Annotated in this window: 23 protein-coding genes; 5 read left to right on the forward strand and 18 right to left on the reverse strand. The window is 52.0% G+C overall.

Annotation, left to right across the window (positions count from 1 at the left end; all coding sequences use genetic code 11):
• The first annotated feature begins 55 nt into the window (after window positions 1-55).
• The 3 genes from LQ945_RS15575 (at window position 56) to LQ945_RS15585 (ending at window position 1,793) form a co-directional block, all read left to right on the forward strand.
• Window positions 56-1,114, forward strand: a complete 1,059-nt coding sequence (locus LQ945_RS15575; RefSeq protein ID WP_270101150.1) for a permease — start codon at window positions 56-58, stop codon at window positions 1,112-1,114.
• Between the two features lie 104 nt (window positions 1,115-1,218).
• Window positions 1,219-1,506, forward strand: a complete 288-nt coding sequence (locus tag LQ945_RS15580) for a type II toxin-antitoxin system RelB/DinJ family antitoxin (protein ID WP_020824985.1) — start codon at window positions 1,219-1,221, stop codon at window positions 1,504-1,506.
• 8 nt (window positions 1,507-1,514) lie between these two features.
• Entirely contained in the window at window positions 1,515-1,793 is a 279-nt protein-coding gene (locus LQ945_RS15585; RefSeq protein ID WP_262241729.1) for a type II toxin-antitoxin system RelE/ParE family toxin, read from the forward strand.
• Between the two features lie 2 nt (window positions 1,794-1,795).
• On the opposite strand, the gene nrdG is transcribed toward LQ945_RS15585, so the two are convergent.
• The 3 genes from nrdG to LQ945_RS15600 form a co-directional block, all read right to left on the reverse strand.
• A complete protein-coding gene (nrdG, locus tag LQ945_RS15590; RefSeq protein WP_182820882.1) occupies window positions 1,796-2,260 on the reverse strand; it encodes an anaerobic ribonucleoside-triphosphate reductase-activating protein in 465 nt (154 codons plus the stop codon).
• An 87-nt stretch (window positions 2,261-2,347) separates the two neighbouring features.
• Window positions 2,348-4,486: an anaerobic ribonucleoside-triphosphate reductase gene (gene nrdD, locus LQ945_RS15595; protein WP_270101151.1), complete on the reverse strand. Its 2,139-nt coding sequence runs from the start codon at window positions 4,484-4,486 to the stop codon at window positions 2,348-2,350.
• 283 nt (window positions 4,487-4,769) lie between these two features.
• Window positions 4,770-5,678 (reverse strand): LysR family transcriptional regulator, encoded by a 909-nt coding sequence (locus LQ945_RS15600; RefSeq protein WP_270101152.1) that lies wholly within the window; start codon window positions 5,676-5,678, stop codon window positions 4,770-4,772.
• Window positions 5,679-5,782: 104 nt separating this feature from the next.
• On the opposite strand from LQ945_RS15600, the gene LQ945_RS15605 reads away from it, so the two are divergent.
• On the forward strand, window positions 5,783-6,319 hold the full coding sequence (locus LQ945_RS15605) for an NAD(P)H-dependent oxidoreductase (RefSeq protein WP_270101153.1): 537 nt from the start codon (window positions 5,783-5,785) through the stop codon (window positions 6,317-6,319).
• A gap of 16 nt (window positions 6,320-6,335) precedes the next feature.
• On the opposite strand, the gene treC is transcribed toward LQ945_RS15605, so the two are convergent.
• Window positions 6,336-8,000 carry an alpha,alpha-phosphotrehalase gene (treC, locus tag LQ945_RS15610; RefSeq protein ID WP_270101154.1) on the reverse strand — a complete coding sequence of 555 codons (1,665 nt, stop codon included), beginning with the start codon at window positions 7,998-8,000 and terminating at the stop codon, window positions 6,336-6,338.
• 56 nt (window positions 8,001-8,056) lie between these two features.
• Window positions 8,057-9,472: a PTS trehalose transporter subunit IIBC gene (gene treB, locus LQ945_RS15615; protein ID WP_270101155.1), complete on the reverse strand. Its 1,416-nt coding sequence runs from the start codon at window positions 9,470-9,472 to the stop codon at window positions 8,057-8,059.
• A 331-nt stretch (window positions 9,473-9,803) separates the two neighbouring features.
• On the opposite strand from treB, the gene LQ945_RS15620 reads away from it, so the two are divergent.
• The gene (locus tag LQ945_RS15620; protein WP_270101156.1) at window positions 9,804-10,220 is read left to right on the forward strand and encodes an Exc2 family lipoprotein; all 417 of its coding nucleotides are present in this window, start codon (window positions 9,804-9,806) and stop codon (window positions 10,218-10,220) included.
• Window positions 10,221-10,310: 90 nt separating this feature from the next.
• Here LQ945_RS15620 and LQ945_RS15625 read toward each other — a convergent pair whose 3' ends face one another.
• From LQ945_RS15625 to LQ945_RS15685, 13 genes are all read right to left on the reverse strand, one after another.
• A complete protein-coding gene (locus tag LQ945_RS15625) occupies window positions 10,311-10,574 on the reverse strand; it encodes a colicin immunity domain-containing protein (protein ID WP_270101157.1) in 264 nt (87 codons plus the stop codon).
• Window positions 10,571-11,251: an S-type pyocin domain-containing protein gene (locus tag LQ945_RS15630; RefSeq protein WP_270101158.1), complete on the reverse strand. Its 681-nt coding sequence runs from the start codon at window positions 11,249-11,251 to the stop codon at window positions 10,571-10,573. Before LQ945_RS15630 ends, LQ945_RS15625 begins: the two co-directional genes overlap by 4 nt.
• A 63-nt stretch (window positions 11,252-11,314) precedes the next feature.
• Window positions 11,315-11,581 carry a colicin immunity domain-containing protein gene (locus LQ945_RS15635; RefSeq protein ID WP_269935769.1) on the reverse strand — a complete coding sequence of 89 codons (267 nt, stop codon included), beginning with the start codon at window positions 11,579-11,581 and terminating at the stop codon, window positions 11,315-11,317.
• Between the two features lie 175 nt (window positions 11,582-11,756).
• Window positions 11,757-12,182, reverse strand: a complete 426-nt coding sequence (locus tag LQ945_RS24865) for an S-type pyocin domain-containing protein (RefSeq protein ID WP_333482951.1) — start codon at window positions 12,180-12,182, stop codon at window positions 11,757-11,759.
• Between the two features lie 63 nt (window positions 12,183-12,245).
• On the reverse strand, window positions 12,246-12,518 hold the full coding sequence (locus LQ945_RS15645) for a colicin immunity domain-containing protein (protein ID WP_128865506.1): 273 nt from the start codon (window positions 12,516-12,518) through the stop codon (window positions 12,246-12,248).
• Window positions 12,518-13,138, reverse strand: coding sequence for an S-type pyocin domain-containing protein (locus tag LQ945_RS15650; protein WP_270101159.1), 621 nt, complete (start codon window positions 13,136-13,138; stop codon window positions 12,518-12,520). The genes LQ945_RS15645 and LQ945_RS15650 overlap by 1 nt, the downstream gene beginning before the upstream one ends.
• A gap of 225 nt (window positions 13,139-13,363) precedes the next feature.
• Window positions 13,364-13,624, reverse strand: a complete 261-nt coding sequence (locus LQ945_RS15655) for a bacteriocin immunity protein (protein WP_270101160.1) — start codon at window positions 13,622-13,624, stop codon at window positions 13,364-13,366.
• A 1-nt stretch (window position 13,625) separates the two neighbouring features.
• On the reverse strand, window positions 13,626-14,234 hold the full coding sequence (locus LQ945_RS15660; RefSeq protein ID WP_270101161.1) for an S-type pyocin domain-containing protein: 609 nt from the start codon (window positions 14,232-14,234) through the stop codon (window positions 13,626-13,628).
• 53 nt (window positions 14,235-14,287) lie between these two features.
• Entirely contained in the window at window positions 14,288-14,560 is a 273-nt protein-coding gene (locus tag LQ945_RS15665) for a hypothetical protein (RefSeq protein WP_270101162.1), read from the reverse strand.
• Window positions 14,557-15,204: an S-type pyocin domain-containing protein gene (locus tag LQ945_RS15670; RefSeq protein WP_270101163.1), complete on the reverse strand. Its 648-nt coding sequence runs from the start codon at window positions 15,202-15,204 to the stop codon at window positions 14,557-14,559. The genes LQ945_RS15665 and LQ945_RS15670 overlap by 4 nt, the downstream gene beginning before the upstream one ends.
• Before the next feature lie 53 nt (window positions 15,205-15,257).
• The gene (locus tag LQ945_RS15675; RefSeq protein ID WP_270101164.1) at window positions 15,258-15,530 is read right to left on the reverse strand and encodes a hypothetical protein; all 273 of its coding nucleotides are present in this window, start codon (window positions 15,528-15,530) and stop codon (window positions 15,258-15,260) included.
• The gene (locus LQ945_RS15680) at window positions 15,527-17,800 is read right to left on the reverse strand and encodes an S-type pyocin domain-containing protein (protein ID WP_270101165.1); all 2,274 of its coding nucleotides are present in this window, start codon (window positions 17,798-17,800) and stop codon (window positions 15,527-15,529) included. The genes LQ945_RS15675 and LQ945_RS15680 overlap by 4 nt, the downstream gene beginning before the upstream one ends.
• Window positions 17,801-17,840: 40 nt before the next feature.
• Window positions 17,841-18,974 (reverse strand): tail fiber domain-containing protein, encoded by a 1,134-nt coding sequence (locus tag LQ945_RS15685; RefSeq protein WP_270101166.1) that lies wholly within the window; start codon window positions 18,972-18,974, stop codon window positions 17,841-17,843.
• Window positions 18,975-19,139: the final 165 nt, after the last annotated feature.

Consider the following 19,139-nt stretch of genomic DNA (forward strand, 5'->3'; position numbering starts at 1 on the left):
GCCGCAGCGCGCTAAGCTGACGCTATTGATGATTGAACCGAGTTGACCAGAACCCATGCCACATCCCCTGACTGCAACTGAACACCGCGCGCGCCCTTGGCCGTGGTGGAAACCGGCGCTGTTTCTGCTGGTGGTGGCCATCGGCCTCTACTACGTCAAATGGCAGCCTTACTACGGCAAGGCCTTTCTGGCGGCGGACACGCATTCCATCGGCAAATCGATACTGGTCAACGACGACAGCAGCCCATGGCTGGCGGCCTGGCACTACGCGCTGGTCTATTTCACGGCGGTGTGGAAGGCGGCGGTGCTTGGCGTACTGCTGGGTTCGCTGGTGCAGGTGCTGATCCCACGCGATTGGTTGATGCGCACGCTCGGCCATCCGCGTTTTTCCGGCACTTTGCTGGGTGCGGTGATCGCACTGCCGGGCATGATGTGCACCTGCTGCGCTGCGCCGGTAGCCGCCGGATTACGGCGTCAGTCGGTGTCCAGCGGTGCGGCGATGGCGTTCTGGTTGAGTAACCCGGTGCTGAATCCGGCGACGCTGATTTTCATGGGCTTTGTGCTCGGCTGGCAGTTTGCCGCAATCCGGCTGGTGGCTGGGGTGATCATGGTGCTGGGCATCGCCTGGCTGGTGCAGCGTGCCACCGCCAGGGATCCGCAACCGGCGGCTTTGCAAACGCCGCTGCTGCCGCTGGATAAAGCTGACGAAAGGCCGTTTTTCGGCCGCTGGCTCAGGGCGCTGTGGTCGCTATTCTGGTCAACCATACCTGTCTACATTCTGGCGGTGCTGGCGCTCGGAGCCGCGCGTGTTTGGCTGTTCCCGCATGCCGATGGGGCGATAGATAATAGCTTGCTGTGGATTATTGGCCTGGCGATCGCCGGTTGCCTGTTCGTGATCCCGACGGCGGCGGAAATCCCGATTGTGCAGACCCTGATGCTGGCGGGCATGGGCACTGGCCCGGCGCTGGCGCTGTTGATGACCCTGCCGGCGGTCAGCCTGCCTTCGTTGCTGATGCTGAACAAGGCCTTCTCTGCCAAGGCACTGTGCCTGACGGCGCTGCTGGTTGCGCTGTGTGGGATCGTCACGGGCGTGGTAGGAATGGGGTTGGTATAAATTGTTTAATAAATAGTCTTTCATTCGTATTTGTGTTGTCACAAATGTGCTAACGTTGACGGGTTTTCAGTTGTTAATTATTGAGCGAATGCAGGAGTATCAAGATGGAAAGCCGTATCCAGTTTCGCATTGAGGATGAGACTAAACGTTTGGCGCAGAAAGCCGCAGAAGCCAAGGGGATCACTTTGAGTGAGGCATGTAGACGTTTGGCTGAGCAAATGGCAGATGAGCAACGGGCAACTGAGCAACATGAGAATTGGTTGAAAGAAAAGGTTGATGCCGCTTTTGCCCGTTTGCATGAAGGAAGCGCGGTCTATCTTGACCAACAACAGGTTGATGAAAGCATGGATGCCTTTAAGGCAAAAGTCCGAGCGAAATACGACCGAAAATAAGGATCGTTATGCGTGTCGAATGGGATGAAGAAGCGCTACGGGACAGGGAACGTATTTTTGATTTTCTCTATCCTTTTAATCCGCAGGCTGCTGAGCAGGCTGATGCTGAGATTGATAAGGCAGTGAGGCGCCTGTTGGATTACCCTGAACTCGGTAAAATTTGGTACAGACAGGCGCGTAAGTTATTGGTCAGCCAGGCTTCATTATTAGTTTTATACGTTGTTGTTGACGACGTGATTAAGGTTTTAGCCGTTGCTCATCAACGAGAGAAATTCCCTGACATATAGAACTAACGCAGCTTATGCACTACCTGATTAGCACTGCCGCGCCAAATCAGCGCCGGATCCTTTAAGTCCTGCACAAACTTTCCGTCAATCAACACGTTAATCCTGTCCACTATCTGCATTTGCTGCGCATCCAGCTCCGCCAGCCGGTAGCCGGTCCACAGCCAGATATCCTTGCCGGGGCATTCGGCACGTACCCGTTTCACCAGTTGCAGCACCGCCGCGACATTGGCGGGGTGCAGGGGATCGCCACCGGACAGCGACAGCCCCTGGCGCGGAATGCGCTTATCGTTCAGGTCGGCAATCAACTGGTCTTCCATCGCCTGGGTAAAAGGCTGGCCGGAGTTAAGCCGCCAGGTGCTTTTGTTGTAGCAGCCGGGACACTGGTGCACGCAGCCGGCAACAAACAGCGTGCAGCGGGTACCGGGGCCGTTGACGACATCGATGGGGTAGTACTGGTGATAATTCATCTTTCGCTTTCTGAAGGTAGGGGCTCAGCACGCTGAGCCCGGATAGCAGGCGCGGTTGGCCGCGCCCCGACCGACAGCAGGCCGGCGTCAGCCGATCTGCCCGTTCCCCAGGTGTTTCACCCGGCGTTTCACCTCTTCTTGCTTGCCGGCATTAAACGGCCTGGCGTCCGGGCTGCCGAGATAACCGCACACCCGGCGGGTAACGGAGACCTTGGACGGCTCGTGGTTACCGCATTTCGGGCAGGTGAAGCCCTTGCTGGTGCAGGAAAATTCTCCGGTAAAACCGCACTCGTAGCATTCGTCGATGGGCGTGTTGGTGCCGTAATAGGGCACGCGGCTGTAGCTGTAATCCCACACGTCTTCGAGCGCTTTCAGGTTGTGCTGCAGGTTCGGGTATTCGCCGTAACAGATGAAACCGCCGTTGGCCAATGGCGGATAGGGAGCCTCAAAATCCAGCTTGTCGTAAGGATTGACCTTTTTCTCTACGTCGAGGTGGAAGCTGTTGGTGTAATAGCCTTTGTCGGTCACGCCCGGCACCACGCCGAAATCGGCGGTATCGAGCCGGCAGAAGCGATCGCACAGGTTTTCGCTTGGCGTGCTGTACAGGCTAAAGCCGTAACCGGTCTCTGCCTTCCAACTTTCCGTGGCGGCCCGCAGGTGCGCAACGATAGCGATCGCTTTGGCGCGCAGCGCTTCATCGTCGTATACGTGTTGTTCGTTGCCGAACAGGGCGTTGATGGTTTCATGCAGGCCGATATAGCCCAGCGAGATCGACGCGCGGCCGTTCTTGAAGATCTCGGCAATGTTGTCGTCTGCCTTCAGGCGTACGCCGCAGGCACCTTCCATATACAAAATAGGGGCCACGCGCGCCTTGATACCTTCCAGCCGGGCGATGCGCGTCATCAGCGCTTTTTTCGCCAGCAGCAAGCGCTGATCCAGCAGATCCCAGAAGCGGCTTTCATCCCCCATGGCTTCCAGCGCAATGCGCGGCAGGTTCAGGCTGATCACGCCGATATTGTTGCGGCCATCATGTACCAGCTCGCCCCCTTCTTCGTAAGTGCCGAGGAAGCTGCGACAGCCCATCGGCGTTTTGAACGAGCCGGTGACTTTCACCACCTGATCGTAATTGAGAATGTCTGGGTACATGCGCTTGCTGGCGCATTCCAACGCCAACTGCTTGATGTCGTAGTTCGGATCGCCGTACTGATGATTCAGGCCGTCGCGGATGGCGAACACCAGTTTAGGGAACACCGCCGTCTTACGGTTTTTGCCCAGCCCGGCAATGCGGTTACTCAGGATAGAACGTTGGATCAATCGTGATTCCCAGGAGGTCCCCAGCCCGAAACCAAAGGTGACGAACGGCGTCTGGCCATTGGCGGTGTGCAGGGTGTTGACCTCGTATTCCAGCGACTGGAAGGCGTCGTAACACTCTTTTTCGGTGCGCGCCATGGCATAGCCCTGCGCATCCGGGATCTGCCACTGTTCGGCGACCTGCTGGTGTTTGTTAAAGCTTTCGGTGACGAACGGCGCCAGGATCTCGTCGATACGGTTAATGGTGGTACCGCCATAAATATGGCTGGCTACCTGCGCGATGATTTGCGCGGTCACTGCGGTAGCGGTGGAGATCGACTTCGGGGGTTCAATCTCGGCGTTGCCCATCTTGAAGCCGTTGGTCAGCATGCCCTTCAGGTCGATCAGCATGCAGTTGAACATCGGGAAGAATGGCGAGTAGTCGAGATCGTGGTAGTGGATCTCGCCTCGCTCATGGGCCAGCACCACGTCACGCGGCAGGATATGCTGCTTGGCATAGTGCTTGGCGACGATCCCGGCCAGCAGATCGCGCTGGGTGGGGATCACCTTGCTGTCTTTATTGGCGTTTTCATTGAGCAACGCCATATTGCTTTGCTCAACCAGGCCGCGGATCTCCTGGTTCAACCGTCCACGCAGTTCGCGCGCGACGTCGCGATCGTGACGATACTCAATATAGGCCCGCGCCAGCTGCTTGTACTCGCCGGCCATTAGCTGGTTTTCTACCGCCCGCTGGATTTCATGGATATCGACGCGCGGCTGCTGTGATATCTGCTGAGCGACTACGCGGGCGACGGTTGCGCAGTAATCCGCATCGACGATCCCCACGGCCAGCGCGGCCCGCTCGATGGCTTGCCCAATACGTGCCTCGTCAAAAGGTACCTGACAACCGTCCCGTTTAATCACTACTGGTTTCACGTTGTTACTCCTTGTTCCCCGAGGGAGCGTTGATGCCCTGCCTTGCAGATTTCAGCCTGAAAGCTATCGGGTATCGGTATGATTTCAGCTTATCCACAGGGCAATGCCGCAGCACGCAAGGGCTGAGGCGACGTGTGGATGATTTTGTGGATAACTACTATATATAGGTGCTGTCGTTTCTTAATGCACTATATATAGATGTTGATGGAGTTCTTTTGACGTAGGACAAAGAAAATGAAAGAGCGCGCGTAAGCTGTACAGACGTTAATTTCGGCCTGAATGCTCAGGCCGGACGAGAGTGGAAATGCTCGAGCAGGAACTCCACCCAGACGCGCACTCGCGGGGGCAGATCGGCGGAGGCGTAGTACAACCACAGTTGGGTGGGCTGCGGCCAGTATTCCGCCAGCACTGGCAGTAGAGTGCCCTGCGCAAAGTGATGCTCCGCATACCAACGTGCCAGACAGACGATGCCCAACCCGGCCAGCGCCGCATCCAGTAACATCTCCGGACGGCTGACCACCAGCCGGCCATGCAGTTCCAGCGTTTTGGCTTCGCCATGCCTGTGCAACGGCCATTTTACGCTGCGGCCGGTAGCCGGGTTACGGTGCAGCAGGCAATTATGTTGCAGCAGATCGTCAGGATCCTGCGGCGTGCCGTGCTGCGCAAGATAGCCGGGCGAGGCCGCCAGTACCATCTGCATCGGATACAGTGGCCGCGCCACCAACCGACTGTCGGGATCGACCCGGCTGCCGATGCCGACGTCAAACCCTTCGCCCACCAGATTGACCACGCGGGCATCCAGTGAGAGATCGAGATCGATCTGCGGATAACGTTCCAGGAATTGCGGGATCAACGGCATCAGGATCTGGCGGCCGAAGCCGGGGATCATGCTGACGCGCACCGTGCCGGAAGGTGCCTGCTGCGCGCTACCGGCAGTTTCCAGCGTGGCGGACAGCGCCTGCCACAGTGGCGCCACCTGCTGCAACAGCGCCTTGCCTTCGTCGGTGAGCACCACGTTGTGGGTATTACGCTGGAACAACCGCAGCGCCAGCTTTTCTTCCAGCACGCGAATATTTTTACTGATTGCCGCCGGGGTGACGCCCAGTTGGCGCGCGGCGGCGGAGAAATTCTGCGCCTGGGCGGCCGCGAGGAAGGCCGGCAGCAGGCGGTGCACGTCAAAGGGCAGCGACATAGTGGTTGATACTTTCAGTTGAAATTGAAGTGACCATTCACAGCCTACACCCGCGGCGCTGGAAATGGAAAAATGCGTTATCAAATCTTAATCAAGGATCCTTTATGTCGAGTATTTTAGTGTTGACCGCCCACCGTTTTCCCGACGAATCACGCATCAACAAAGCGTTGATCGAAGCGCTTCGTCCTTTGCCGGACGTCACTGTCCACGAACTGATGCGTGCCTACCCGGACTATCAAATCGACGTGGCGCATGAGCAAGAGCTGCTGCAAAACCATGATGCGGTGGTGATGCTGTTCCCGTTCTACTGGTACAGCTCACCGGCCATTCTCAGCGAATGGCAGGATGCGGTATTAACCCACGGTTTCGCTTACGGCAGTGAAGGTACCCAGCTGCACGGCAAGCCCTTGCAACTGGTGGTCACCACCGGCGGCAATCAGCAGGCCTATACGGCGGAAGGGTATAACCGCTATCCGGTCGAGGATTTGCTGCGTCCGTTCCATGCAATGGCCAACCTGACCGGCATGGATTATCTGCCGCCGCATCTGGTGCAGGGCGTTTTTGACATGAGCGATGAGCGTCTGGCGCAAGAGGCCGCCGGGGTGGTGGCTCTGTTGAAAAAAGGGCAGGGCGCAGCCTGAGGCCACGCCCTGGGGGTTAGTCCTCTAACAGCCACCACACCGCTTCGAACGGTCGCAGGGTGATGGCCTGCGGCTGCGTAGGCGCATCGGCGTAATTGCTCATCAGCGGACGCCACAACGCTGAAGGTTCCACCCCTTCCGCCTGCCAGGCCAGCGGTTCGCGGCTTAGGTTGGCCGCCACCAGCAGGCGTTGGCCGTTCCAGCGGCGCTGGTAGCACCACAGCGCCGGATGGCTGGGCGCCAGATCCTGATAGTCGCCGTGGGTCAACAGCGGATACTGCTTGCGCAAGGTGATTAACTGTCGGTAGGCGTAAAACACCGAGTCCAGATCGGCCAGTGCCGCTTCAGCATTGATTTGCGGGTAGTTTTCCGCACAGCCAATCCACGGGGTCCCTTGGGTGAATCCGGCGTTGGGCGCGGCACTCCACTGCATTGGCGTGCGGCCGTTATCGCGCGATTTAGTGGCCAGGATCGCCAGCAGCTCGGCTTCACTTTTGCCCTGTGCGCTATGTTCGGAATACATGTTCAGGCTTTCCACATCGCGGTACTGCCCGATGGTGCTAAAGCCGGGATTGGTCATGCCGATCTCTTCGCCCTGATAAATATAAGGCGTGCCCTGCATGCCGTGCAGCACCATCGCCAGCATTTTTGCGGCCGGTACTCGCAGTTCGCCTTCATCGCCGAAGCGCGAAACGATACGTGGCTGATCGTGGTTACACCAGAACAGCGCATTCCAGGCCTGGTTGTGCATACCCTGCTGCCAGTGACGGAAAATCTGTTTGAGTTCAACGTAATCCGGCGCCGCCAGCGTCCATTTCTCGCCGCCGGCATAGTCCACTTTCAGATGGTGGAAGTTGAAGGTCATCGACAACTCTTCACCGCTTTGCGCAGCGTACTGCCGGCAATGTTCCAGAGTAGTGGAAGACATTTCGCCCACGGTCATCAAGCCGCGCGGCTGGAACACGTCGCGGCTCATCTCCTGCAGGAACTCATGAATACGCGGCCCGTCGGTATAAAAACGGCGACCGTCCCCCTGAGGATCGGACGGGAAATCCTGCTGCTTGGAAACCAGGTTAATCACGTCGAGGCGCAGGCCGTCGACACCTTTGTCTGCCCAGAACTGGCACACTTTCTTCAACTCTTCGCGGACCGGCGGGTGTTCCCAGTTGAGATCGGCCTGCTCGGTGGCAAACAGATGCAGGTAATACTGGCCGCTGTCGGCATGCCACTGCCAGGCATTACCGCCAAATTTGGAACGCCAGTTGTTCGGCGGCGCGTCACCTTCGCCATCGCGCCAGACGTAGAATTGGCGGAAGGGGCTGTTCAGTTCTTGCGAGGCTTTGAACCAGGGGTGCTCGGTTGAAGTATGGTTGAACACCATGTCCATCACGATGCGAATGCTGCGCTGGTGGGCGGCGGTAATCAGTCGATCGAAATCCTCCATGGTGCCGTAGGCCGGATCGATGGCGCAGTAGTCCGCCACGTCATAACCGTTATCCACCTGTGGGGAGACATACACCGGCGTCAGCCAGATCGCATCGACGCCCAGCTCTTGCAGATAGTCCAGCCGCTGGGTCACACCGGCCAGATCGCCGTAGCCGTTACCGGTGCTGTCCTGAAAACTCTTCGGGTAGATTTGGTAGATGACGCCGTTTTGCCACCAGGGGATTGGATTGCTCATAGTCATACCTTTAAATCGTGACAATGGGCCCGGCATGCCGGGCCCCTACATTTTAATCAGACCGGCAGCTCACCGCGGCTGGCTTTGCGTTTGTAAACCATGATGGTCAGCACCAGCGGGATAATGACCGCCACCAGGATCGCTACCGTGTAAATCATCCAGAACTGCGGTTTGATCGACAGGATGCCCGGCAAACCGCCGACGCCGATGCCGTTGGCCATCACGCCGTCCAGGCCACAGATCAGCCCGGCGAAAGCGGAGCCGATCATCGCGCACAGCATAGGGAAACGGTATTTCAGGTTGATCCCGTACATTGCCGGCTCGGTGACGCCAAGGTAGGCGGAGATTGCCGCCGGGACCGAGATTTCACGTTCGTTGGCCTTGCGGCTGACGATGATGATACCCAGCACCGCAGATGCCTGAGCAATGTTGGACAGAGCAATCAGTGGCCAAACCGGCGTGCCGCCCATGCTCTGGATCATCTGCATATCGATGGCCAGCGTGGTCTGATGCACGCCGGTGATCACCAGCGGGGCATACAGGAAACCAAACAGTGCGGCGCCAATCGGCGCGAAGCTGCCGGTCATGACGGCTTTCACCGCCCAGGCTACGCCATCGCCAATCATGCGGCCGAACGGGCCGATAAAGGCGTGCGCCAGGAACACCGCCAGCAGCAGAGAAACGACCGGTACCACCACCAGATACAGGTAATCCGGCACGATCTTTTTCAAGCGGGTTTCAATCCAGCCCAGTGCCATACCGGCCAGCATGGACGGGATCACCTGCGCCTGATAACCGACTTTCTGGATGGTAAACCAGCCGAAGTTCCACACTTCCGGGATCTGCTGGCCGAGTTGATAGGAGTTCATCAACTGCGGGGACACCAGCGTGATGCCCAGTACGATGCCAAGCACCGGCGTGCCGCCCATTTTTTTCACCGTTGACCAACAGATGGCGACCGGCAGGAACATGAAGATGGCTTCACCGAGCAGCCACAGGAAGTCGTAAATGGTCTTCCACGCCGGGTGCATTTGCGCCAGCGTTTGGCCGCCGGACATCGGGATGTCGCCGATCACGTTGCGGAAGCCGAGGATTAAACCGCCGCTGATCAGCGCCGGCAGCAGCGGGAAGAAGATTTCGGCGAAGTGGGAGATAGCACGCTCGCTCCAGGTCATGTTCTGGCGCGCCGCCACCTTGGCCTGTTCTTTATCGGCCTCGTTGACGCCGGTGGTGGCAATCAACGCCTGATAATAATCACCGACCTCCGGGCCAATCACCACCTGGAACTGCCCGGCATTGGTGAAGCAGCCTTTGACCATCGGCAGTTCTTCGATTTCTTTTGGTTTGGCAAGACTTGGGTCGTTGAGAACGAAACGCAGCCTGGTAATGCAATGGCTGACGGTGGCGATATTCTCGCGCCCGCCAACCAGCACAATCAGGCGATCGATATCCTGCTGTTTTACTTTGCCCATTATTAGATACCTTTCTTGGGATGAGACTGCCGCAGAGGTGTTGTTCGAGTGATGATCAAAGCTTAGTCATTTCGCTTTTTTTATGGAATGGGAACGTTCCCGGTTTGGGGCGAGGATCACAAAACGATAAAAAAATGACCACTTGTTGAACAGGGGAAATTTGAGCGCGAGCCGAAACATTCCGTAATATTATCTTGAACTGGCGCAACGCTGGCTATACTGTCAGCCTTAACAATCAACAAGTTGATTGAAATCAGTGGCACTCACGCCTGTATTTTTAAAACCAATACGCTCTACGAGTGCTATTACCACGCACTTTTTTCAAGGAAGAATGATGACTTTGACATTGCCTCGACTGCTTATTGTCTTTACCGCGCTGCTCCTGAGCGCCTGTACCAGTCAAAAAAGTAGCCCGGAACGCCACGCCAAACATGCGGTTTATCAGTTGGCACGTGAAGATTTCTCCCCCGAAATGCGAACCCAAATCCCGAACTCGATAAAAGCGGCTATCCCATTCTTTGACCAGTTTTACCAAATGGGGAAAGCCGATCGGGCCAAGGGCCTAACGCAACAGCAGGCACAGCAGCAGGAAGCCTATTTCCGCAGCCCAGAATTCCTCAGTGACATGGGGAAGAAAGGGCGATTTATCAATCAGCAATATTCAGTGGATAACCCACACAAACAACGCCAGATCTTGCTGGATTCCGCCGTTGCCACCTACTGGGATGGTTACGAAGGGCGGCCTTGAGGGGGATAAATAAGCTACTCATGAAAGTGCCCGATAAACTAGAGCTTATTGGGCATTGTTTCAATTATTTTATTCAGAAATTGGTGAGAGTTAAAGTAGATTGAATTTCTCTAGGGTAGCTTTGACTTCTTTTCTTAATCCAGACTCATCCAGTTCATAATCAGCGCGATCTGAATCTGGATTATAAATTTCAGCCACCATAAATAGTTCCTCTCCACAGTTCAAAACACTCTTGTCCTGATCAGTTCCATATAATTTACGTCTTTCAATACATATTTCTTCAGAGAATTTAAGTGCATTAACTTTTGAGTTCAAAAAATCCCTGGCTAATTCAATTATCGCCATTTTGTTCATAAGTCACCTGTCTCTAAATAAATTCGACCATTATCCGCATCGGGGTTTATTTTCCATCCGGAGAGAAAATCGCCATTGGCTTTGATGATTACAACCCTCATATTTTTGGGGTTGAAGTAAACTTTAGATCCCTTTTCCCGTCGATAAGTTCCTTTTTCCACAGTATCTCTGTCCTTCAAGTGTGCTTCAATTGCGTCGCGATATTGAGTCAACGTTACGCTATTTTTTTTCGTGTCGGCAATACCAAAATCACTAGCATGCTTAAATTTCTTATCCAATTGTTTACGCGTAAAACGCCCAGAGTCAAGTGGAACACTGACCATCACATAGAGAGCTTCAACGCCTGTTTCAGTCGCATCCGGCTGCCACAAGATAAAATCCTGCAAATCCTGGACGACATCAGCAGGGAAGGTCGTAACAACAATGCTATCTGCCTGCCTGACATCCGGGCCGGTATGCACGGGCATTTTGGGGGCCGATGAACCATTGCCTGTATGTGACGGTGCCGCAGGGCCAGTCGGTACAGGATTGATCAATATGGTCTGGACAGGTACGCCTCCGATTGCCGGCAGCGTGATTTTATCCAGTCCGGTTGCCTCATCGCGAGTTATCTCTTCAGAGCAGAGGGGAAAAAATAGGATAAGTAAGTAGGGTAAGAATATTTTATTAATGAACAAAGCCCAACAAAGTTTCGTTTGTTGGGCTTTGTTTAATATATAAATATAAGGCCATTCGATAGATTAAAGTAGATTGAATTTCTCCAAGGTCGCTTTGACTTCTTTCTTTAATTCTGATTCATCCAATTCATAACTGTCACGGTCAGAATCAGGGTTAAAACAATCTGCCAAAATAAACAGATCACCACCACACATATCTATAGATTTATTCGGTTCTTCTATGCCATATAGCTCACGTCTTGAAGTCACTATTTCTTCTGCGAAAGTTTCGGCGCTGATTTTATTCTCTATGAATTTCTTACCAATTTCTACTAGTTTAATTCTACTCATAACACCCCCGATTCTAAATATATCCTGCCGTTCTCTTCCGTTGGGTCTATTTTCCATTCTGACAAGAAACTCCCATCAGCCTTAAGAATAACGACATTCATTGATTTCGGATTAAAATACACAGTTGAGCTCGCGTTTCGTCGATATGTCCCTTTTTTCACAGTATCTCTGTCCTTCAAGTGTGCTTAAATTTCTTGTCCAATTGTTTACGCGTAAAACGCCCAGAGTCAAGTGGATCACTGACCATCACATAGAGAGCTTCGACGCCTGTTTCAGTCGCATCCGGCTGCCACAAGATAAAATCCTGCAAGTCCTGGACGACGTCAGCAGGGAAGGTCGTAACAACAATGCTGTCCGCCTGTTTGACATTGGTGCCGGTATGTACAGGTGATTTGGGTGCCGGTGAACCATTGCCTGTATGTGACGGTGCCGCAGGACCAGTCGGTACGGGATTGATCAGTATGGTCTGGGCAGGTATGCCTCCCATTGCCGGTAGCGTGATTTTATCCAGCCCGGTTGCCTCATCGCGAGTTATCTCTTCAGAGCAGAGGGGAAAAAATAGGATAAGTAAGTAGGGTAAGGATATTTTATTAATGAACAAAGCCCAACAAAGTTTCGTTTGTTGGGCTTCGTTTAATATATAAATATAAGGCCATTAGATAGATTAAAGTAGATTGAATTTCTCCAAGGTCGCTTTGACTTCTTTCTTTAACCCATCGGAGTCCAATTCACTTTCTCTTCGATCTGGAACGGAAGTATAGCAGTCTGCAAGGATGAAAATCTCAGATGCACACTCACCAACATTTTTACTATCTTTAGCTAATTGCCCTGATTTTCCTTCTTCTCGCCATAATTTAAAGAATTGTGACTCGAAGTCATCAGCAGTTAGTTGTGATGACACTAGCTTTTTAGCTAAGTTGATTAGTTTTTCACTCATTATAAAACCCCTGTCTTAATATAACTATTATATTGTGGGGAATCAGAAATTAAATTCCATCCAGAAATGAAATCTCCATCCTTATCGAGAACGACGACATTGTTTGTTTTAGTATTAAAGAACACCTTAGATCCATTTTCCCGTCGATAAGTTCCTTTTTCCACAGTATCTCTGTCCTTCAAGTGTGCTTCAATTGCGTCGCGATATTGAGTCAACGTTACGCTATTTTTTTTCGTGTCGGCAATACCAAAGTCACTAGCATGCTTAAATTTCTTGTCCAATTGTTTACGCGTAAAACGCCCAGAGTCAAGTGGATCACTGACCATCACATAGAGAGCTTCGACGCCTGTTTCAGTCACATCCGGCTGCCACAAGATAAAATCCTGCAAGTCCTGGACGACGTCAGCAGGGAAGGTCGTAACAACAATGCTGTCCGCCTGTTTGACATTGGTGCCGGTATGTACAGGTGATTTGGGTGCCGGTGAACCATTGCCTGTATGTGACGGTGCCGCAGGGCCAGTCGGTACGGGATTGATCAGTATGGTTTGGGCAGGTATGCCTCCCATTGCCGGTAGCGTGATTTTATCCAGCCCGGTTGCCTCATCACGAGCTGTTTCCACTGGCTGTGACGATCACGAAGGACGGACTTGAATGGATGTGCTTTGAGTCTATGGCTATCACTGTGCCTATATCTTTTCAGGGCAAGTGGATAGGAGAGGAAGCAACACAATAAATGGAGAAAATCAGACGTGTGTATTAATACAAAGCCCAACAAACTGGCGTCTGCCGGGCTTTGATGCAATGATCATTACCGCTGAACAGTTATGCAACATAACAATGGGTTACTATCCTTGCTTAAAGCCTGGTTTACCATTTTTAGCGCGCCATTCTTTTATCTGTTTAACAAGCCCTTCTGGCGATTCATCTTGGTCTGGGAGAGGATAGAATATAAGATCAGTCCCATCTGGATGCTCCGATAAGCGGACGAACTCATGCACGGCTTTATCAGCCTCTTCCTCTGTTGGGTAGTCTGCACTACACATTTTTTGAGTAAACTCTAAAAATTCTTTTTCTGTATAATCTGAAATGGTTTTCTGCTCGGTCATTTTATTTTCCTCCATTTTTTGAATGGATCTCAATATGACGTTTGGGTGTCAATACACCAAGGTTGTCAACATCATATACTGCACCATCTTGACTAATCGGTTCAATATGATGAAGTTCATATTTTTCACGACCTCCGACTTTCTCTTTGTTAGGTACGAATGGAGAATAACCTTTCTTCAGGAAAGACTGGTTTCTTGAGTTAAACTGTTTCGATAGCGCTGGGTCATTTCCTACCTCGATCCAAAACGCTTTGCGGAAAGAGTCGAAACTGCTAAATGTTTTACCCCGCAGCTTATCAGCAACTTGAGTGGGAATGGGAGAACCCAGTTCTACTCCTGCATTGTTTAACCAGTCCTCACTAACGGCTTTGCCTTTACCTGTTACCATCCCCGGTTTGGAGCGGGCATTACGGACCATCACATAGAGAGCTTCAACGCCTGTTTCAGTCGCATCCGGCTGCCACAAGATAAAATCCTGTAAATCCTGGACGACGTCAGCAGGGAAGGTCGTAACAACAATGCTGTCCGCCTGTTTGACATTGGTACCGGCATGGGGAGGATAAATAAATGGACAGAATAAGACGATTGTATTAATTAAAAAGCCCAACAAATGAGAACTTGTTGGGCTTTGCTGAAAATTAATTTTTTGTAAAACGCAGAAGGTTACTCGATACCGTATTTTTTCTCGGTCACGAATTTTGGTTCTTTCCAGTTGGGGCCTTTTTTAACAAGCATTTTATCTCCCCAAACCACAATACCATTCTGACGTAACTGTTCAAATACTCGCATAAATTCACCATTTGCAATTACTGAAAAATTGTGGCGACTAAAGAATCTGTCCATTTGTGGATAACCAAATCCTCCTTCTCTTCTTACTAAAAAAGCAATGACGTCAGAAATTTTTTCTTCGTTCGCTAAGCGATCTAGATCAATCATTTTAACATCCTCAAATCTTGTTCTTCAGCAGCCTCTAAAGCTTCTCGTGTATATAGAAGAGCCTCATCATTACCTAATTGGTAATCCTCTAAATTTGCTGTGTGAGTATTATTCCATATCTCCCCAGAATTATAGGGAAGTTTGCCATCTTCAATATCTAGATTACGGTATCTTTCAAGCTCCCTGATCTCATGGGTGTAAAAACGCTTGTCAATATCGGTGGGCTGCAGTTCACCCTTAAGGATTTTCTCCAGACGATCGATCATTACCTTGTTAGCATCCGACTCTGCAAATCGCCCTGTATGCAGTTTTACCTTGTTCACACCGACGCGGTCAATCTTGGCGGTTGTCCAGTCCAGATTTTGAATTGGCCCACCGGCTTTCTCGGTATTGTAATCACGGCCACTGTGTTTGCCTTTGGCGTTAGTTTCCCCATAAGGCTTGCTGACCATCACATAGAGAGCTTCAACGCCTGTTTCAGTCGCATCCGGCTGCCACAAGATAAAATCCTGCAAATCCTGGACGACATCAGCAGGGAAGGTCGTAACAACAATGCTGTCCGCATGTCTGACATAGGTACCGGCATGGGGAGGATAAATAAATGGACAGAATAAGACGATTGTATTAATTAAAAAGCCCAACAAATGAGAACTTGTTGGGCTTTGCTGAAAATTAATTTTTTGTAAAACGCAGAATGTTACTCGATGCCGTACTTTTTCTCGGTTACGAACTTTGGAGCTTTCCAGTTGGGGCCTTTTTTAACAAGCATTTTATCTCCCCACTCGACGATGCCTGCTTCCCGTAGCTCCTCAAATACTTTTAACAACTCACCATTACCAACAACATCAAATCGGTAACGCACAAAGAAATTATCCATTTGAGGATAACCGATTCCGTTTGTTAAACCAGCAAAGAAAGATATGACATCGTTAACGTTTTCTTTTTCAATCATTGATTTGAAATCAGTCATAGCTCTTCCCTCTTCGTTTGTTCTTCCGAAGCTCTAACTGCTTCAGGTGTGTATAAAGGTTCATTTCTCTCGTTAACTTTATAGTCTTCCAGAGTTGCTGTATGGGTATTATTCCATACTTCGCCTTGATTATCTGGCACGATTCCATCGTTAATACCTAGGTTACGATAACGCTCAAGCTCCCTGATCTCATGGGTGTAAAAACGCTTGTCGATATCGGTGGGCTGCAGTTCACCCCTAAGTATTTTCTCCAGACGATCGATCATTACCTTGTTAGCATCCGACTCTGCAAATCGCCCTGTATGCAGTTTTACCTTGTCCACACCGACGCGGTCAATCTTGGCGGTTGTCCAGTCCAGATTTTGAATCGGCCCACCGGCTTTCTCGGTATTGTAATCACGGCCACTGTGTTTGCCTTTGGCGTTAGTTTCCCCATAAGGCTTGCTGACCATCACATAGAGAGCTTCAACGCCTGTTTCAGTCGCATCCGGCTGCCACAAGATAAAATCCTGCAAGTCCTGGACGACGTCAGCAGGGAAGGTCGTAACAACAATGCTATCTGCCTGCCTGACATTGGTGCCGGTATGTACAGGTGATTTGGGTGCCGGTGAACCATTGCCTGTATGTGACGGTGCCGCAGGGCCAGTCGGTACGGGATTGATCAGTATGGTCTGGGCAGGTACGCCTCCCATTGCCGGCAGCGTGATTTTATCCAGCCCGGTTGCCTCATCACGGACAGGCCTGAACACCGGCACGCTGGCAGATACGCCTCCAACCCCCGTTCTGACAAAGTTTACACTCTGTTTTCCGTCCTTGTCCGTCGATATAAATCCACGTACCGGCATATCTACCGAAGTCATCCCTGGCCGGATTGCGGTTTCACCGACGGCGGCCAGACTTGCCTGGAAGACAAACATATTGATGTCACGACCAGGAACCTGGTCACTTCCCGTTCCGGCTGCTGCCGGGATGAACCCAATAGCAAGAGCCCCCAGTACTGACCCTGCGGCGACAGCGGTACCGGCACGTATGCTGCCGACTTCCGTTGCACCACGCCACAACGCACCCGCTACGGAACCGGCCAGTTCACTGGAGGTTGTCATAACGCCCTGTGCTGCCGTCGACATCTGCAGCATGGCAGGCGCACGGTTGAGTACCATTGTTCCTGCGGTAGCCAATGCAGTATTGGCTGCGTTCAGCTTTTCGGGCGTGTATACCGGTGCGTCCAAAATACCGGCTTTGGCAAACAGCGCCTTCCTCGCCGCTTCAACTTTCCGGGCTTCCTCGGCCTTGCGGGCTTCCTCGGCCCTGCGGGCTTCCTCGGCCTTGCGGGCTTCCTCGGCCTTGCGGGCTTCCTCGGCCTTGCGAGCTTCTTCGGCCCTGCGGGCTTCCTCGGCCCTGCGGGCTTCCTCGGCCCTGCGGGCTTCTTCGGCCCTGCGGGCTTCTTCGGCCTTGCGGGCTTCTTCGGCCCTGCGGGCTTCCTCGGCCCTGCGGGCTTCCTCGGCCCTGCGGGCTTCCTCGGCCCTGCGGGCTTCGTCTGCAATTTCGCTCAATATTTTCTTATACTGCTGGTAAGCGCGTGTTAGAGAGGGAACCTCTACGTTGCTTTTTCTGTATCCCGTCTTATCGTCACCCTTACCTCCACCGTTAATTTCATATTTCTCAACGATCTGGGTCATGACCTTATCATTATCGAGCCAAAAACCTGGTGGTATCTCACCCTGTAATACTGCGGAGTATGCTCCTAGAGTTACCTTATTTTCTGCCGCTGTATCAGTATCATTATTGTTACCATTCGGCGAGCGTTGATAATTTTCGAGTTTATGTCCCGTTGCGACGGTGCCGAAAACCCACGTATCCACACTGGAGGATACAGATGTCACTGGCTCGTTCTTTATTGCTGGTTTTACCGAATTAAATGCATCCGTTACAGTATCAACTTGCTCACGACGTATCCCCGAGACCGAGATACTTAACACACCGTCTTTATCCAATTTCGTCAGAGATACCTTTGCCAACGAGTTAATATAACCGGCTTTTTTTAGCAAATCGGTCAACATGTTTTTGATCGCCTGATCATTTCTGATCGCATTCATTTGACGCTGATAGGCGGCCGTGTGGGAATTGCCATTACCGTTGTCGTGATCCCCTGCATTTCCGTGAGAGTTCCCGCCGGGCGTGGAATTATCCGGCCTTTCATTAAGATTAGCGCCTGTACCACCCATGCTTTCACCTGCGGTGGGGCCATGTCCATTTAGTTCTTGTGGCATGTTATATACTCCTGAATATCCTTTTACGAGCAATGGGCTATCAGCTTTGTTTACCGGAAATAGCCTTTTCCAGTACCGTCAACCGAGTTTCCAGCGCCAGCCGAGCCTCACGTTCTTCCTTTAACGCTTCGACCAGAAGGGCGACCACGCCATTGATATTAATTCCACGGGCATCTTTCAAAACGCTGCCGTCATTTAATTTCAATTCGGTGGTGGTGACTGATTGAGGTAATACGCTTTCCACTTCCTGGGCTATTACTCCGGCTTCCGGGACGCCCTGTTTCAGGTAGGTATAACCGCTTATTTTTCCCAGCTTCTCCAGCGCACCGTCAATTTTCTCGATATCGGTTTTCATACGGGCATCGGAGCTGCTGTTCCAAACTCCATTTGTGAATGCGTTCCCATTATTGCGGAATTCAAATTGGCCGCTTATTACATCATCGCCGACTTGCAGTTCCACTGCCTGATGCTTTCGGATACGTTCAGAGAGAAATAGATTGGCATAAATACTTCCTTGCCCTTGCATATGTAATCCATTAGTGACTCGCTCATCATTGCTTTTATTTACTATACCTTCTGCCCAAAACCAGCCATGGGGATTGCGCTTGGTTATCTGACCAACATTCAGTTCTGCATTGGATCTAATCTGGAGCTCGTTCCAATTTCCCTTCATGTCACGATAAGAAAGCAGGCCATAATCTTGTTCATTGCCTACAATTCTAGAGCTCATCAACATGGTGGTGGTGGTGTTACCACTGGTAAATTGACTCTCCACTGCGGATGAATAGTAGATTTGCCCAGCGATCAGCGGTGTTGGACCGGTAGTTGCAGTGGAAACGCCCGCATTATGCGACACCATAGCGCCGCCGGAGATATCCACACCGTTACGCAGGGATACCCGGCCGCTTGCGAGGTTAAAAGAGAAGGGGCGCAGGGTGTTCCACTGCCCATCCTGTGCCTGGCCGTTGGGGGTGGTCAGGGCGTAAAAATCCTTACCGTCGTTACGCAGCATCACGCCGGTATTGCCGTTTGCCAGGCGAAAACCGTTTGCTGCCTTGGTCACAATCTCACCGTCACTGATGACACGTTTACGCAGTGTGGTCAGGGATTTCAGCTCCGTCACATCGTCATTAACGCCGTTAGTCACCTGCGCATTTTTCTTTTCTTCAGCCATGATTATCTTCCTTTTCGACATTCTGTTTCCTGATGGTTAACAGCGTCCGGTACCCTCCGTTGCTCCTGAATGGCAGGTCTGGGGAGGTACACATTCCGTGTGCTGAAAAACCGCTAAAACACACAGTGATAACTGTATGCATGAACAGTAATTTACTTTGATGGG

Source organism: Serratia liquefaciens, assembly GCF_027594825.1.
Classification (GTDB): Bacteria; Pseudomonadota; Gammaproteobacteria; order Enterobacterales; family Enterobacteriaceae; genus Serratia; species Serratia liquefaciens_A.

Bases quoted from the DNA above. Each gene is read 5' to 3' on its own strand.
- LQ945_RS15580 (WP_020824985.1), top strand. From the start codon at position 1,219: ATGGAAAGCCGTATCCAGTTTCGCATTGAGGATGAGACTAAACGTTTG.
- LQ945_RS15680 (WP_270101165.1), bottom strand. From the start codon at position 17,800: ATGCCACAAGAACTAAATGGACATGGCCCCACCGCAGGTGAAAGCATG.
- LQ945_RS15575 (WP_270101150.1), top strand. From the start codon at position 56: ATGCCACATCCCCTGACTGCAACTGAACACCGCGCGCGCCCTTGGCCG.
- treC (WP_270101154.1), bottom strand. From the start codon at position 8,000: ATGAGCAATCCAATCCCCTGGTGGCAAAACGGCGTCATCTACCAAATC.
- LQ945_RS15645 (WP_128865506.1), bottom strand. From the start codon at position 12,518: ATGAGTGAAAAACTAATCAACTTAGCTAAAAAGCTAGTGTCATCACAA.
- LQ945_RS15675 (WP_270101164.1), bottom strand. From the start codon at position 15,530: ATGACTGATTTCAAATCAATGATTGAAAAAGAAAACGTTAACGATGTC.
- LQ945_RS15685 (WP_270101166.1), bottom strand. From the start codon at position 18,974: ATGGCTGAAGAAAAGAAAAATGCGCAGGTGACTAACGGCGTTAATGAC.
- LQ945_RS15600 (WP_270101152.1), bottom strand. From the start codon at position 5,678: ATGTCGCTGCCCTTTGACGTGCACCGCCTGCTGCCGGCCTTCCTCGCG.
- LQ945_RS15635 (WP_269935769.1), bottom strand. From the start codon at position 11,581: ATGAGTAGAATTAAACTAGTAGAAATTGGTAAGAAATTCATAGAGAAT.
- LQ945_RS15625 (WP_270101157.1), bottom strand. From the start codon at position 10,574: ATGAACAAAATGGCGATAATTGAATTAGCCAGGGATTTTTTGAACTCA.
- treB (WP_270101155.1), bottom strand. From the start codon at position 9,472: ATGGGCAAAGTAAAACAGCAGGATATCGATCGCCTGATTGTGCTGGTT.
- LQ945_RS15665 (WP_270101162.1), bottom strand. From the start codon at position 14,560: ATGATTGATCTAGATCGCTTAGCGAACGAAGAAAAAATTTCTGACGTC.
- LQ945_RS15620 (WP_270101156.1), top strand. From the start codon at position 9,804: ATGATGACTTTGACATTGCCTCGACTGCTTATTGTCTTTACCGCGCTG.
- nrdG (WP_182820882.1), bottom strand. From the start codon at position 2,260: ATGAATTATCACCAGTACTACCCCATCGATGTCGTCAACGGCCCCGGT.
- LQ945_RS15605 (WP_270101153.1), top strand. From the start codon at position 5,783: ATGTCGAGTATTTTAGTGTTGACCGCCCACCGTTTTCCCGACGAATCA.
- LQ945_RS15585 (WP_262241729.1), top strand. From the start codon at position 1,515: ATGCGTGTCGAATGGGATGAAGAAGCGCTACGGGACAGGGAACGTATT.
- LQ945_RS15655 (WP_270101160.1), bottom strand. From the start codon at position 13,624: ATGACCGAGCAGAAAACCATTTCAGATTATACAGAAAAAGAATTTTTA.